The sequence below is a fragment of the Ilumatobacteraceae bacterium genome (assembly GCA_033344875.1).
In the GTDB taxonomy this organism is placed as follows: Bacteria; Actinomycetota; Acidimicrobiia; order Acidimicrobiales; family Ilumatobacteraceae; genus Ilumatobacter.
On the sequence record JAWPMO010000001.1, the window covers coordinates 725,456 to 739,640 of the forward strand.

General features: G+C 67.9%; 16 protein-coding genes and 1 riboswitch. Of the genes, 6 read left to right on the forward strand and 10 right to left on the reverse strand.

Going from position 1 to position 14,185, the window contains the following annotated elements; all coding sequences use genetic code 11:
- Window positions 1-16: 16 nt before the first annotated feature.
- Entirely contained in the window at window positions 17-787 is a 771-nt protein-coding gene (locus R8G01_03490; protein ID MDW3213034.1) for an LLM class flavin-dependent oxidoreductase, read from the forward strand.
- A 42-nt stretch (window positions 788-829) separates the two neighbouring features.
- On the opposite strand, the gene R8G01_03495 is transcribed toward R8G01_03490, so the two are convergent.
- Window positions 830-1,012 carry a hypothetical protein gene (locus R8G01_03495; GenBank protein MDW3213035.1) on the reverse strand — a complete coding sequence of 61 codons (183 nt, stop codon included), beginning with the start codon at window positions 1,010-1,012 and terminating at the stop codon, window positions 830-832.
- Between the two features lie 103 nt (window positions 1,013-1,115).
- A riboswitch (glycine riboswitch) is annotated at window positions 1,116-1,213 on the forward strand.
- 115 nt (window positions 1,214-1,328) lie between these two features.
- On the opposite strand from R8G01_03495, the gene gcvP reads away from it, so the two are divergent.
- From gcvP to R8G01_03510, 3 genes are read left to right on the forward strand one after another with little or no spacing between them, the layout of a single operon-like run.
- Window positions 1,329-4,184: an aminomethyl-transferring glycine dehydrogenase gene (gene gcvP / locus R8G01_03500; GenBank protein ID MDW3213036.1), complete on the forward strand. Its 2,856-nt coding sequence runs from the start codon at window positions 1,329-1,331 to the stop codon at window positions 4,182-4,184.
- Between the two features lie 23 nt (window positions 4,185-4,207).
- Window positions 4,208-5,980: a hypothetical protein gene (locus R8G01_03505; GenBank protein MDW3213037.1), complete on the forward strand. Its 1,773-nt coding sequence runs from the start codon at window positions 4,208-4,210 to the stop codon at window positions 5,978-5,980.
- 32 nt (window positions 5,981-6,012) lie between these two features.
- Window positions 6,013-6,705 (forward strand): hypothetical protein, encoded by a 693-nt coding sequence (locus tag R8G01_03510; protein MDW3213038.1) that lies wholly within the window; start codon window positions 6,013-6,015, stop codon window positions 6,703-6,705.
- Between the two features lie 7 nt (window positions 6,706-6,712).
- Here the strand turns inward: R8G01_03510 and gcvT are convergent, their stop codons facing one another.
- The 7 genes from gcvT to R8G01_03545 all read right to left on the reverse strand — a co-directional run bounded on the left by gcvT (window position 6,713) and on the right by R8G01_03545 (window position 11,383).
- Window positions 6,713-7,756, reverse strand: coding sequence for a glycine cleavage system aminomethyltransferase GcvT (gene gcvT / locus R8G01_03515; GenBank protein MDW3213039.1), 1,044 nt, complete (start codon window positions 7,754-7,756; stop codon window positions 6,713-6,715).
- Between the two features lie 2 nt (window positions 7,757-7,758).
- Window positions 7,759-8,217, reverse strand: a complete 459-nt coding sequence (locus R8G01_03520) for a MerR family transcriptional regulator (GenBank protein MDW3213040.1) — start codon at window positions 8,215-8,217, stop codon at window positions 7,759-7,761.
- A gap of 165 nt (window positions 8,218-8,382) precedes the next feature.
- Window positions 8,383-8,862: a bifunctional nuclease family protein gene (locus R8G01_03525; protein MDW3213041.1), complete on the reverse strand. Its 480-nt coding sequence runs from the start codon at window positions 8,860-8,862 to the stop codon at window positions 8,383-8,385.
- A 54-nt stretch (window positions 8,863-8,916) separates the two neighbouring features.
- Window positions 8,917-9,864: a MerR family transcriptional regulator gene (locus R8G01_03530; protein MDW3213042.1), complete on the reverse strand. Its 948-nt coding sequence runs from the start codon at window positions 9,862-9,864 to the stop codon at window positions 8,917-8,919.
- Entirely contained in the window at window positions 9,857-10,342 is a 486-nt protein-coding gene (locus R8G01_03535; GenBank protein MDW3213043.1) for an FHA domain-containing protein, read from the reverse strand. Before R8G01_03535 ends, R8G01_03530 begins: the two co-directional genes overlap by 8 nt.
- 5 nt (window positions 10,343-10,347) lie before the next feature.
- The gene (gcvH, locus tag R8G01_03540) at window positions 10,348-10,734 is read right to left on the reverse strand and encodes a glycine cleavage system protein GcvH (protein MDW3213044.1); all 387 of its coding nucleotides are present in this window, start codon (window positions 10,732-10,734) and stop codon (window positions 10,348-10,350) included.
- A 40-nt stretch (window positions 10,735-10,774) separates the two neighbouring features.
- Complete coding sequence (locus tag R8G01_03545) at window positions 10,775-11,383, reverse strand: CDP-alcohol phosphatidyltransferase family protein (protein MDW3213045.1); 609 nt, start codon at window positions 11,381-11,383, stop codon at window positions 10,775-10,777.
- A gap of 67 nt (window positions 11,384-11,450) precedes the next feature.
- Between R8G01_03545 and R8G01_03550 the strand changes: the two genes are divergently transcribed.
- Together R8G01_03550 and R8G01_03555 are read left to right on the forward strand one after the other, a co-directional pair.
- The gene (locus tag R8G01_03550) at window positions 11,451-11,885 is read left to right on the forward strand and encodes an HIT family protein (GenBank protein ID MDW3213046.1); all 435 of its coding nucleotides are present in this window, start codon (window positions 11,451-11,453) and stop codon (window positions 11,883-11,885) included.
- Window positions 11,886-11,890: 5 nt separating this feature from the next.
- A complete protein-coding gene (locus R8G01_03555) occupies window positions 11,891-13,117 on the forward strand; it encodes a serine hydrolase domain-containing protein (GenBank protein MDW3213047.1) in 1,227 nt (408 codons plus the stop codon).
- A 150-nt stretch (window positions 13,118-13,267) separates the two neighbouring features.
- Here the strand turns inward: R8G01_03555 and R8G01_03560 are convergent, their stop codons facing one another.
- Window positions 13,268-13,978 carry an SOS response-associated peptidase gene (locus R8G01_03560; GenBank protein ID MDW3213048.1) on the reverse strand — a complete coding sequence of 237 codons (711 nt, stop codon included), beginning with the start codon at window positions 13,976-13,978 and terminating at the stop codon, window positions 13,268-13,270.
- Window positions 13,979-13,987: 9 nt separating this feature from the next.
- Window positions 13,988-14,170, reverse strand: a complete 183-nt coding sequence (locus R8G01_03565) for a YegP family protein (protein ID MDW3213049.1) — start codon at window positions 14,168-14,170, stop codon at window positions 13,988-13,990.
- Window positions 14,171-14,185: the final 15 nt, after the last annotated feature.

Sequence of the window (14,185 nt, forward strand, 5' to 3'; positions counted from 1 at the left end):
GCCTACCCTCCTCCGGGTGATCGTCGACCTCCAAGTCAGCCCTGCCGTCCTCGACTGGTCGGAGATCCGGGACATCGCGCTCGCGGCCGAATCGGCAGGTTTCGGGGCGTTCCACGTCTTCGATCACCTCGCCGGGCTCCCGCTGGGCGGCACCTCGATGATCGAGTGCTTCTCACTTCTCGGTGCGCTCGCCGAGGCGACCGAGACGATCGAGTTGGGCACGATGGTCGTCAACGTGTGGAACCGTCAGGCCGGCACGCTGGTCTCCGGTGCGGCCTCCGTGACGGCGCTCTCCGGCAGGCAGTTCCATCTCGGCATCGGCGCCGGAGCCTCCCCCACCAGCCCGTGGGCGGCCGAGCAGCATGCCGTCGGGGCCTACGTCGAAGCCGATGTCGCCGCTCGGCACGAGCGCGTGCTCCGGGTGCTCGATCTCGCCGGTGCCACGTGGCGGTCCGACCGCGTGGAGACCCTGGCGACGTTCCCGCTCCCCTCCCCTGCCCCGTCGATCATCATCGGGGTCAACAGCACCGTGCTGGCCCGCATGGCCGGTGAGCGCGCCGATGGCATCAATCTCCAATGGAACCGCCCGCGCCGCGACGACTACCTCGCCGCGGCGAACGAGGCAGCCGGCGACCGTCCGTTCGCTCGCACGGCGTATCACACGTACGACCGAGCCCTGCTCGACCCCGATCACCCGACACGCCGGGAGATGGCAGACCGCCGCATCGACCGTCTCATCCTCGCCGACTTCGACGGGTCCCCCGATCTGCCGATGCGCGTCTCGTGACCGAAGCGATGCGCCCGCGCTTCGACGCGTCGCCCCTCGCGATCAGTCGGTGTACCAGACGGCGAGCGTGAGGTGCGACCACTGCATGTTCGGCTGTGACAACTCGTGCGTGTTCTCGATCGTGATGGACGGGCGTTCGGCGAGCCACGCGTTCACATCGGCCTCGAGCGCTTCGAGGTTCGGCTTCCTGTTTCCGGGTTTGGTCGAGAAGATCTTCAGTTTCATCGCTGGGCTCCTGGCGGTGTCACGGTTGGGTTCGGAGCGACGGTACCGGGGCCCGAGGATCTCGTGGTGGTCGTGCCCGAGCGTGTAGCGTTCGAGATGTCGCAGAACCCGCTCGGGAGAGTCGGCATCACCGCCAGTGATGACGACGCCGAAGGAGCAACCACCCCGGAATCTCTCAGGCAACCGGACCGGACGGGCGAGGCAACGCTGGAAAGCAGTCGGCAGAGCCGGCTCGCCGAAGGGGAAAGCCCTGGTCACGGGTGAAGCTCTCAGGCATCGATGACAGCGGGGGCCGATCCACCAACTGGAGGCCTCCATGAATCCATCGCTCGCCGACCTGTTCGCCGCCGACGATTTCGTCGCCCGTCACATCGGTCCGAGGCCCGACGACCTGCGCACGATGCTCGCCACGATCGGGGTCGAGTCGGTCCAGCAGTTGGTCGACGAGACCGTGCCCTCGCCGATCCGCCTCAACGGCGAGCTGGAGCTGCCAGGCCCCCGAACCGAGACCGACGTGCTCGCCGAGCTGCGGGCGTTGGCGGCACAGAACGTGGTGGCCACGAACCTGATCGGCATGGGGTACTCCGGCACGATCACTCCCCCGGTCATCCAGCGCAACGTGCTCGAGAACCCCGCGTGGTACACCGCCTACACGCCCTATCAGCCGGAGATCAGCCAGGGGCGGCTGGAGGCGCTGCTGAACTACCAGACGATGGTCGCCGACCTCACCGGGCTCGACATCGCCAACGCATCCCTGCTCGACGAGGCGACCGCGGCCGCCGAAGCGATGGCGATGGCCCGGCGGGTCACCCGCGGCGCCGCCGACCGGTTCTTCGTCCATCACGACGTGCATCCGCAGACGCTGACGGTGCTGACCACACGGGCGGAGCCGACCGGGATCGAGCTCGTCGTCGGCGACGTCGACGCACTCGACGGCGACGGCTTCTTCGGTGCGCTGTTCAGCTACCCGACCTCGACCGGAGCCCTCACCGACTGGACGGCTGCGATCGAGCAGGCACATCAGCTCGGTGCCCAGGCGATCGTGGCCACCGACCTGCTGGCGTGTGTGTTGCTCCGCTCCCCCGGCGCTCTCGGTGCCGACATCGCCGTCGGTTCGTCGCAACGGTTCGGTGTGCCGCTCGGCTACGGCGGACCGCACGCCGGATTCATCGCGGTTCGCGACGGGGCGTCACGCTCATTGCCGGGTCGCCTCGTCGGCGTGAGCACCGACGCTGCCGGCCGCCCGGCCCTCCGGCTGGCGCTCCAGACCCGCGAACAGCACATTCGGCGGGAGAAGGCGACGTCGAACATCTGCACCGCCCAGGTGCTGCTCGCCAACATCGCCGGATTGTACGCAGCGTGGCACGGCCCCGAAGGTCTCCGGCGGATCGCCGGGCGCGTCCACGGGCTCGCGACGATCCTGGCGAGTCACGTCCGACAGCACGGCGGCACGCTGCGCCACGACGCATGGTTCGACACGCTCACGGTCGACGCGGTCGACGCCGGCGCGACCGTGGCCGCGTTCGCCGAGCGCGGCATCAACGTGCGTCGGGTCGACGACACATCGGTCGGCGTCTCGCTCGACGAGACCACCACGCTCGACACGCTGGCAACGGTCGCCGAGATCCTCACCGGCGTTCCGCTCGACGTCGACACGGCAGCCCCGGCACCCGCCGTCGTGCCCGACGCCCTGCGACGTGACGGTGAGATCCTCCCCCAGGCCGCCTTCCGGAGCTACCACAGCGAGCACGAGATGCTCCGCTACCTGCGGCGCCTCGCCGACCGTGACCTGGCGCTCGACCGCACGATGATCCCGCTGGGCTCGTGCACGATGAAGCTCAACTCGACCAGCGAGATGCAGCCGATCACGTGGCCCGAGTTCGCCGCGATCCACCCCTACGCACCCGACGACCAGACGGCCGGCTACCGCACGATGATCGCCGATCTCGAGCGCATGCTCGCCGAGATCACCGGGTACGACGCCGTGAGCGTGCAGCCCAACGCCGGGAGCCAGGGTGAGTTCGCCGGTCTGCTCGCGATCCGGGCCTATCACCGCAGCCGTGGCGACGATCAGCGCACCATCTGCCTGATCCCTGCCAGTGCGCACGGCACCAACGCCGCCAGCGCGGTGATGGCCGGCATGGAGGTCTGGGTCGTCGCGTGTGACGACCAGGGCAACGTCGACTTCGCCGACCTGGCGACCCAGATCGACTCGGCCGGCGAACGCCTGGCAGGGATCATGGTGACCTACCCGTCGACGCACGGCGTGTTCGAGACCGGCATCCGCGACCTGTGCGCCCGGATCCACGACGCCGGCGGCCAGGTGTACGTCGACGGAGCGAACCTGAACGCGCTCGTCGGGCTGGCGCAACCCGGCAAGTTCGGTGCCGACGTCAGCCACCTCAACCTCCACAAGACGTTCTGCATCCCCCACGGCGGTGGTGGGCCGGGTGTCGGACCGGTGGCGGTTCGAGCGCACCTCGAGCCCTTCCTGCCCGGCGACCCCCTGGGTGATGCATCGCAGGCCGTCGGCCCGGTGTCGGCCGCCAGATACGGCTCGGCGGGCATCCTGCCCATCCCGTGGGTGTATCTCAAGCTGATGGGAGCAAGCGGTCTGCGGGCCGCGACCGAGACGGCGATCGTGTCGGCCAACTACGTCGCCCGCCGGCTCGATGCGGCGTACCCGGTGCTCTACACCGGTGCTGCGGGTCGGGTCGCCCACGAGTGCATCATCGACCTGCGCGACATCACCAAGCGCACCGGTGTGAGCGTCGAAGACGTCGCCAAACGGTTGATCGACTACGGCTTCCACGCCCCCACCATGAGTTTCCCGGTCGCCGGCACGCTGATGATCGAACCCACCGAGAGTGAGGAACTCCGCGAACTCGACCGGTTCTGTGACGCCATGCTCTCGATCAAGGACGAGATCGATGCGATCGCCGACGGCTCGGTCGAGGTCGGCGACAGCCCGCTCCGCCACGCACCGCACACGGCCGCCGACCTCATCGGTCCGCTCGATCGCCCCTACTCCCCCGCTGCGGCGGGCTATCCGCTCGATTCGTTGCTGGTCGACAAGTACTTCCCGCCGGTCTCGCGCATCGACGGTGCCTACGGCGACCGTCATCTGGTGTGCAGCTGCGAGCCGCTGGAGGCACTCGCCGCCAATCGCTGATCGTGGCCGGATAACGTCGCGCTGTGGCGATGATCGTCGAGCGACTGCGCGCGCTGCCGCGCCACTGGCTCGTCGCCGGGCTCGTGGCTCTGGCGATGCTGCCGATCATCGCCATCATGGTGGCCGGTGGTGGTTCGGACCGGCTGGCGATCTCCGACTCGACCGAGGCCGGCACGACGACCGACGGGGTGACGACCACCGGTGCACCGGCATCGGCGACGACGACCGCACCGCTTCGATCGACCACATCCGTGGTGACATCGACGACCGTCGGTCCGCCCGTCACCTATGACGTCGAGGTGGGGTACACGATCACGCTCGACGACGACGTGCCGGCCGTCGAGGGTCGGACGATCCCGACCGAGCCGCCCGACGACGAGCCGCCACCGGTCACCGTCGCTCCCCCGCCGTGGGCTGCGAGCACCCGGACGCTCCCGGGTCGGCACCTGGGTGCCGACGTCGGCTGCGCCACCGACACGTCGGCGGCCTCGCTCGACGTGTTCCTGTCGAAGCGGGTCGGCCCGGTGCTCGGCTGGGACTACCAGCACGTGTACCCGCTCGGTGGCGACCGGTATCTCTGGCTCTTCCAGGACGTCTTCCTCGATCACAGCGGCACCAAGACCACGCTGGGCTCGTCAAGCTTCATCCACAACGGAGCGATGATCCAGGAGGGCTCCTGCTTCACGCTGGTGCACGGCGGCACCGCCGAACGTCCACTGCCGTTCGAGAACGGCGACGGGTCGTACGACGTCCGTTCCAAGTGGTTGTGGCCGATGGGTGGCGAACTCGTCGGTGACCGCCTGTACGTCTTCTGGGCCGAGATGATCAAAGATCCGTACGATCCCGACCCGCCCGACGGTCTGGGCTGGCACCCGCAGCAGGTCTTCCTGGCCTCGTACGACGCGGGCACCCTCGAACGGCTCACCTGGGAGTCACCTCGCAACAGCGGCGTGCTGCCGATCTACGGCTACGCGGTCGCGTCCGACGAGACCCACACCTACTTCTTCGGGAACACCTTCGAGCAGAACATGCTGCGCGAGGGCGGGTTCTGGAACGGGCCGCACTCGGCCACGAAGATGTACCTCGCGCGAGTACCGCTCGGCAAGATCACCGAATGGCCCGAGTACCGGACCGCCGACGGTTGGTCGTATGCGCCCGAACACGCCGTGCCGATCGTCGAACGGTTCTACGCCGAGAACCCGATGCAGCCTCGCTACCTCGACGGTCAATGGGTGGCGGCCACAGCCGTCGACGGCTACTGGGGCGACGCGCTGGCGGTCGATGTGGCCGACGACCCCTGGGGGCCCTGGTCGACCGTGCAGTACGGCCCGCTCGCACCACGCAATGCCGACCCGAAGATGAACACCTATCACGCCCAGCCGCTCCCCTGGCGCGACTCGTTCGGGTCGGTGCAGATCACGGTGTCGAACAACGCCCGCAACATGCAGCGAGACGCGTGGAACAGCCCGCACCGGTACCGGCCGATGGTGATCTTCGCGCCGTTCACCGCGACCCCACCGCCGCCGACCACGACCACCACCGTCGCCACGACGACCACCACGACCGTCGCGCCGACGACCACGACCACTGCGGCACCCACGACGAGCACCACCACGACGGCCGCGCCCACGACGACGACCACGTCGACCACGGTCCCGGCCACCACCACGGTCCCGGCCACCACCACGACCACCACGACCACCACCACCACCACGACGACGACGACCAGCTCGACCACCACCACGTCGACCACGAACCCCACGTCGAGCACGTCGACCACGGTCGCGCCCGGCTAGGGCTGCCGCCGACGATGCCGTAGCCTGCGGGCATGAGCGACGACTCCAGGCACGACCCCTTGGCCGACGTGATCAACGTGCTGGCGGCGCCGATCGCAGGGGGGCTGCGCTCGGTCGAGCAGTTCCAGCGCGGCATCGGCGAACTGTTCCGGGCGGTCGAGAACCTGAACCGGACCCTCGAGAACCTCAACGAGACCGCGACCAGGGTGAACCGCCTGGTTGGCGACATCGAAGAGCCGATTCGGGCCATGATGCCGCAGGTGACGCGCACGATCCAGGCCGCCGACGAGATGACCAAGATGCTCCAAGGCCCGGTTCGGGTCGCCGCTCCGAACATCGAGAGGATCGTCGAGACGCTGAGTTCGCCGGGCTTTTCGACCCTGCCCAATCAGCTCGGTGAGTTCATGGACTCGATCGGTGAGGTATCCAAGCGCCTCGCCCCGCTCACCCAGTTCGCCGAGAATGCGGGCGGATTGTTCGGCGGGTTCAAGCTGCCCGGGATGGGCGGCGCACCCAAGCCGCCCGCGGCGACGCCACCACCGCCGGCGACGCAACCGGCCGAGCCGGCCGCCAAGAAGACGACCGCCAAGAAGACCGCCAAGAAGACGACGGCGAAGAAATCGGCCGCCAAGAAGACGACGGCCAAGAAGTCGACGGCGAAGAAGTCAGCAGCCAAGAAGTCGACGGCCAAGAAGACCGCCGCCAAGAAGACGGCGTCGAAGTAGACCGGGGTCAGACGAACGGAAGGTCGGTGACCGTGCCCGGCAGCGCGGTGCCGCGAACGTCGACGTCGACGGCGGTGCCGACCTCGGTCTCGGGCGGCAGGAATGCCATGGCCACGCCGTGGCCGAGGACCGGCGAGAAGTTGCCCGACGTGACCTCGCCGACCACGGCGCCGTCGATCGACACGGCGCAACCGGTCCGAGGTGGTCGGCGCCCCTCGGTGGAGATACCGCGCAGTCGTCGGCGAACACCGGCGTCGCGCTGTGCCGCGAGTGCTCCCCGTCCCCGGAAGATCGGTTTCGACCAGGCGACCACCCAGCCGAGACCGGCTTCGAGCGGCGTGATGCCCGGCCCGAGTTCGTTGCCGTGGAGTGGCAGGCCGGCCTCGAGGCGGAGCGTGTCACGGGCGCCCAGGCCGGCGGGGCGGACTCCGGCGTCGGTGAGTGCGTTCCACACGTGTTCGGCCGCAGCGGCCGGAACCGCGATCTCGAGGCCCGGCTCGCCCGTGTAACCGGTACCGGCGGCGGTGACGGCGACGCCGTCGAGGTCGCAGGCGGCCACCCGGAAGCGGCCGACGTCGGCGAGGGCCGGATACGCCGCTCCGGCAAGCGTGCGCGCCTCAGGGCCCTGCACGGCGATGACGGCGCGTTCGGCGGTGATGTCGTCGCCGCCGATCGCCTCGATCACGCGGTCGGTGTTGGACGCGTTGGGCATCACGTCGAAGACGTCGGGTGAACCAGGGTGCCACCAGACGATGATGTCGTCGAGCACCGACGCGTCGGTCTCGTCGAGCAGGTGGGTGTACTGGGCGCGCCCTGGCTCGATCTTGCCGAGGTCGTTGGTGAACGCGGCCTGGAGCCGATCGAGTGCACCGTCGCCGGTGACCCGCACCGTGCCCAGGTGGGAGACGTCGAACATCACGGCCGACGACCGGCATGCCAGGTGTTCGTCGATCGTCCCCACGTATTCCAGCGGCATCTCCCAGCCGCCGAACGGAACCATCTTGGCGCCGAGGGCGCGATGAACAGCGTCGAGAGGCGAACGCTTCGTCACGACTACAGCGCGATGGGGGCGTCGTCGCCGGATGCGGCTGCATCGTCGTCGAGGCCGAGGGGCACGAGTTGAGCGTCGACCTCGTCCTTGACGCCGGCGAGCGAGAGCACGTTGAGCACACCCTGCCCACGGTTCAACACGTCGATCAGTTCGTCGCCTCGTGCGAGCACGACCGAGTTGCCGTTGATCACGAGGTGCGCCGACGCGATATCGGTGCCGACGTGCTCACGGAGGTAGCTGAAGACGTCGCGCACGGACTCGAGCTTGATGCCGGCGTCGAGCAGGGTCTTGATCACGCGCAGCTCCAGCAGGTCCTTGTAGCTGTACTGGCGGCGGCTGCCGCTGCCGGAGGCGTCGGAGACCGAGGGTCGGATCAGATCGGTCCGTGCCCAGTAGTCGAGCTGCCGGTACGTGATGCCGACGACCTTCGCTGCCTGTGTCCCGCTGTATCCGACACTCATGTCAACCTCTTTCCGTTGTGCTGCGAGATCGCAGCTGCCTGCCCAACACAGGGTCCGTCGCCCCCCGAACACGGGTGTAACTACGGACGTGTGAGCATACGCGCGGGCGCGCGCGGCGTCAACGGTGCAACAGGAATGCGCGGCTGACCAGGCCCGATGGATGGTTCAGGTGGCGAAGTCGTCAGGGCTGACGCTCTCGATGAAGTCCTTGAACTCATCGATGATCTCCTCGGCCTCTTCTTCCGGCTCCGGTTCGGGGACCTGCCCCACGTCGTCGAGCAGGGCATCGGAGGCGAAGAGCGGGGCTTCGCAACGGACCGCCAGGGCGATCGCATCGGAGGGTCGGCTCGAGATGATCTGTTCGTCGCCGCCGACGTCCAGATGGAGTTCGGCGTAGTACGTGTGATCGCGAACCTCGGTCACGACGACCTTCGAGAGGCTGGCGCCGAGCTGGCCGATCACCGACACGAACAGATCATGCGTGAGCGGCCGCGGCGGATCGATGCCTTCGAGCGCGTAGTGGATCGAGGCAGCTTCCGGGCTCCCGATGTAGATCGGCAGGAGTCGATGCTCGCCGTCCTGCTCCTGGAGCAGCACCATCGGAGTGTTCGCCGGGATCTCCACCCGCACGCCGACCAGTTCCATCGGGATCACGTCACCGACCTTACTCCCATCGGCCGCAGACCATGGGGTCGCGTTTCAGGATTCGAAGTGACGCCGCAGCGCCTGCTTCGTCATCGCCGAGCGGAGGGCGCTCCCCAGGGAGTCGAGCCGCTTCAGTTGGGCCAACGCCTCGGCGTGCGACTCCGGGTTGCGCTGCCGGAAACGCGGTGTCACGAGCTGTTCGTACAGCGAAGCCTCACGCTCGGCGGATGTGCGGAAGTTGCGCAGGTGGCGAGCGTCGACCCCGGCACGCAGGAACTCGCACGCCGGCTTGGCCACCGACACCGCGTCGTCGCCGTAGAGCGCCGGCGACGAGCCGTCGCGGGCGACGACGATGCCAAAGCTCTCGAGCTGTTCGAGTTCGGTGGGAGTCATCCCCACCATCGAACACAGCTCGGAACGATCGAGCAGGACACCGGGCATCAACTGCGCGGTCGCCTCGGTCGGGGACGGGTCGGCGGTCTCGGCGGGTTCGGGAGCGTCGGCGGGCGCCGCAGAGGTCGACGGCTCGTCGGTCGGCGGTGCGGACGGCGTTGCGGCCGTGCCGGTGCCGTTGTGGTTCGCCGTGCCCGAGCTGCCCTGACGGGCTGCGGGATGGGAGGCCACGCTGGCCGATGGCACGTCGACCTGTTCGGCGTCGGCGTCGGTGTCGCCGTGATCGTCGTGGTGATCGTCGTCGTGATCGACCTCTCCGTCGGGCCGGAGGTGTTCACCGGTCGGGTCGATCTCACCGGTCTCGAGACGATCTTTGATGACGCGCAACGGCAGGTAGTTGCTGCGCTGTTCGGTGAGGATCACGCGCAGCAGTTCGACGTCGGCCTCGTAGAACTTCCGATAGCCCGACGAGGTCCGCTCGGGTGAGATCAGACCCTGACTCTCGAGAAATCGGATCTTCGAGATCGTGACGTCGGGGAAGTCCTCGAGCAGCAGCCCGAGCACCTCACCGATCGACAGGTATCCGCTCACCTGGGTGGTCTCAGCCATCGGCTCGCTCGAAGAAGACCAGGCGGAACTTGCCGATCTGCAGCTCGTCGCCGTGTTGCAGCATCGCTCGTTCGACCCGCTGCTGATTGACATACGTGCCGTTGAGCGAGCCCGAGTCGGCGACGGCGTAGCCCTGCTCGGTGTGCTGGACCTCGGCGTGTCGGCGCGACACCGTGATGTCGTCGAGGCTGATCTCGCTGTCGGGATGACGCCCGAGGCGGGTGATGTCGGTGTCGAGCACGAAGCGGTCGCCGGCCTGCGAGCCCGCCCGGACGATGAGTACGCCGACACCCTGGTCGAGTTCGCCCATCGGCACCTCGAGGTCGTCGGACGGCCCGGGAGCGTCTTGCAGCGGGTCGACCGCGGTCAGCGTGATCGTGCGGTCGTCGAGCAGATCGAGCGCGGAACCGCAGCTCGAACAGAAGTTGCTGTCGGGCGGGTTGCGGTGCCCGCACTGATTGCAGAATGTGTACGACATCTGATTCACCCCTCGGTCAGTGCGACGTACGCGACGGCGTCCATCATGGCACCGATCGACGCGACGTCCGTCACGGCGATCTCACACAGCCAACCCTCGCCGTACGGATCCTCGTTCAACAACTGAGGATTGTCGGCCAGGGCCTCGTTGACCGCGGCGATCGTTCCCGACACCGGGGCGTACATCTCCGAGACCGACTTGGTCGATTCGACCTCGCCGACCGAGGCGTTGGCCTCCACGGCGTCGCCGACCGTCGGCAGATCGACGTAGACGACGTCGCCCAGTGCGTCCTGTGCGTAGTCGGTGATACCGACCCGAACCGTGCCGCCGTCGGCGAGCGGGCGCACCCATTCGTGTTCGGCCGTGTACCGCAGATCCTCGGGGACAATCATGCCAACACCGTACCGTCACCGAGCCCGCGCGAAAGAACGTTCACGACGCCGAGCGGCCGGCACGGATGCCGTCGCGGATCAGGGGAATGTAGGCGACCGCGGTGTAGTAGCTCAGCACCAGTCCGGGGATGCCGAAACACCATGCTGCGACTTCCCAGGCGCCCGGAGCGGGCGCAGCGCTGTTGGCCATCAGGAAGCCCGGCACGGCGAACATCAGGAGGAACGTGGCCGTCTTCCCCCACCAGGTCACGTCGAATCGCTCCATCCGGAACGCCAGCGTGGCGACGACCATCGCGGCACCCACGATCAGTTCGCGTCCGAGCACGAGCACGGCGAACCACACCGGGATCGAGTCGTTGATGATGATGGACACGACCGCGACCACGAACCACAGGCGATCGACCGTCGGGTCGAACTTCTTGCCGAACTCGCTGGTCTGTCCCAAGCGGCGCGCGAGGTAGCCGTCGATCCAGTCGGTCATCCCGAGGATGCCGAGCATCCACGCCGCGGTCTGCCGCGACGGCAGACCGAACAGCACCCACACGAACACCGGCAGGAGCAGCAGCCGGATGAGCGTGACCAGGTTCGGAATCGTCCACAGGGTGTCGACGGTGCCGGTCGGCTCCGACGTTTCGACTGCTTCTCCCACGAGCGTGAGCCTACGCCGCCCGTGGCCGACCGGCAGGCCCGAAACCGCACGCTCTACATTGGGTCGCATGCCCACGATCTTTTCCCGCATCATCGCCGGCGACATCCCCGGGACGTTCGTCTGGCGCGACGAACGCTGCGTGGTGTTCATGTCGATCAATCCGATGGCGTACGGCCATGCGCTCGTCGTGCCGATCGAGGAGGTCGACCACTGGGTCGACGCCTCCCCCGAGCTCGCCACGCACCTGTTCGAGGTGACGCGCCTCATCGCCCGGGCCCAGCACACGGCGTTCCGGCCGGAGCGGGTGGGCGTGATCATCGCCGGCTACGAGGTGCCGCACACGCACATCCACGTCATCCCGACCAACGACATGGCCGAACTGTCGTTCGCGAACGCAGCACCATCGGTCGAGCGGACCGACCTGGAGGCATCCGCCGACGCCATCCGCACGGCGCTCGCTGCGGCCGGACACGGCGAGCACGTCGCCGGGCTGCCAAGCTGACCCGCATGCCGCTCCAGCTGTCCGATCCGACCGAGGTCGGGTTCGATCCCGACCGGCTCGCCAACATCGATCGCCATTTCCAGCGCTACGTCGACGACGGCAGATTGACCGGGTGGCAGGTGGCCGTCATGCGCCACGGCAGGCTCGTCCACCACTCCACCGCAGGTCAACGGCATCGTGAGGACGGTGTCGATTGGGCGGACGACACGATCGTCCGGCTGTACTCGATGACGAAGCCGATCACCTCGGTGGCGGCGATGATGCTCTACGAAGAGGGCGCGTTCGAGCTCAAGGACCCGGTGTCGAAGTTCATCCCGTCGTACGCCGACGCCGGGGTCTACCGGGGCGGCTCGGCGTTCAAGCCCCTCACCGACCCGCTGACCGAACCCGTGCGGATCTGGCATCTGCTCACCCACACCTCCGGGCTGACCTACGGGTTCCACCACCAGCAGGTCACCGACGCCCTGTACCGAGCCGCCGGTTTCGAGCGGGGACAACCATCGGGGATGGATCTCGAGAGCGCGTGCGATGCGTGGGCCGCGCTCCCCCTCGCCTTCCAACCGGGTTCCGAGTGGAACTACGGCGTCTCGACCGATGTGCTCGGTCGCGTCGTCGAGGTGGTCTCGGGGCAGTCGCTCGCCGAATTCTTCGACGAGCGGATCTTCCGGCCCCTCGCGATGAATGAAACCGGGTTCCACGTCCCCGAGGAGCGAGCCGACCGCGTGGCCCGCCTCTACGGACCGAACCCGGCCACCGGCGAGGCCACGCCCAGTCCGCTCGACTTCGTCGTCACGAAGCCGCCGACGATGCTCTCCGGTGGCGGCGGACTCTGGGGTACCGCCGCCGACTACCTGCGCTTCACCCAGATGTTGCTCGGACGCGGGGAGCTCGACGGGAACCGGCTGCTCGGCTCCCGCACCGTCGAGTACATGACGCAGAATCACCTGCCCGGCGGCGCCGATCTCGAGGCGTTCGGTCGCCCGCTGTTCGCCGAGACGTCGTTCGACGGCGTCGGGTTCGGACTCGGCTTCTCGGTGCAGATGGACGCCGCGGCCAACAAGGTGTTGAGTTCGCCGGGCGAATACGCGTGGGGCGGCGCAGCGAGCACGGCGTTCTGGTGCGACCCGAACGAGGACCTCGCCGTGGTGTTCCTGACGCAGCTGCTCCCCTCGAGCACCCATCCGATCCGGCCACAGCTGAAACAGCTGGTCTACCAGGCACTCGTCGACTGAATCACGAGTTGTGCCAGGAGGTCGAGCGGATAGGTGAGGCTCTGCCGAACCTGGCCGCTCGACACTCCCAATGGATACGGGGAGGAATCAGCGGAATGAACAGGAGCGGAGCGACCTATCCGCTGATCCTCCAGGCACAACTCGTGATGGTCAGGTGGGTTCGATGAGGTGTCCGCCCTTGTTGCGGACGTTGTTCACGTCGGTCGACACCTCGTGCATCGTCAGCAGTTCGTCGGGTGCCGGCACGAGGAGTTTCTGGAGCATCTCGATGTTCTGGTTGGCGGGGTCGAGCCAGATCGGCCACATCGCTTTCGGCAGGATCACCGGCATCCGGTCGTGCACCGGGCTCATCGTGTCGTTGGCCGCCGTGGTCACCACCGTCGCGCTGTGCAGCCACGGTGCGTCGGGGCCCTCCGACTTGTCGCGCCACGCGGACCACAGGCCAGCGACCGCCAAGGGCTCGTCGTCGGTTCGGTGGATGAAGTGCGGTCGCTTGGCGAGCTTGCCCGCCTTGGTGACCGGGCCCCCCTCGACGCCGGCGGCCCACTCGTAGAAGCCGTCCATCGGGATGATGCAGCGATGCTTCTTGAACACGCCCTTGAACGCGTTCTTCTCGGCGAGTGTCTCGGCGCGGGCGTTGATCATCCGCTGCCCGATCTTGCGTTCTTTCGCCCACACGGGGATCAGCCCCCAGTGGAACACCTGCAGCTCGGGCGGGCCGTCGGCCTGACCGACGACCCCGTAGATGTCGTTGGTGGGCGCGACGTTGAAGTTCTCGCCGAGCGTCTCGACGGTCGACTCGGCGCCGAAGTACTTCGCGATCCGCTCAGGTGCCGACGACGACACGAAGCGGCCGCACATCGGCCGACCTCAGGCCGTCTGGTCGTCGAGCTTGGCGTCGGGCGCGTTCTTGCGGATCGATTCGATGCCGTTGACACACGCCTTCTTGGTCGTGTATCCCTCGCCGGTGGCGATGGTCTGGCCGTTGCCGGCCTTCAGGCGGAAGCGGTACTCGCCCTTCTTGTCCTGGTAGACCTCGAATTTTCCTGCCATGTGTCGGTACCTCGC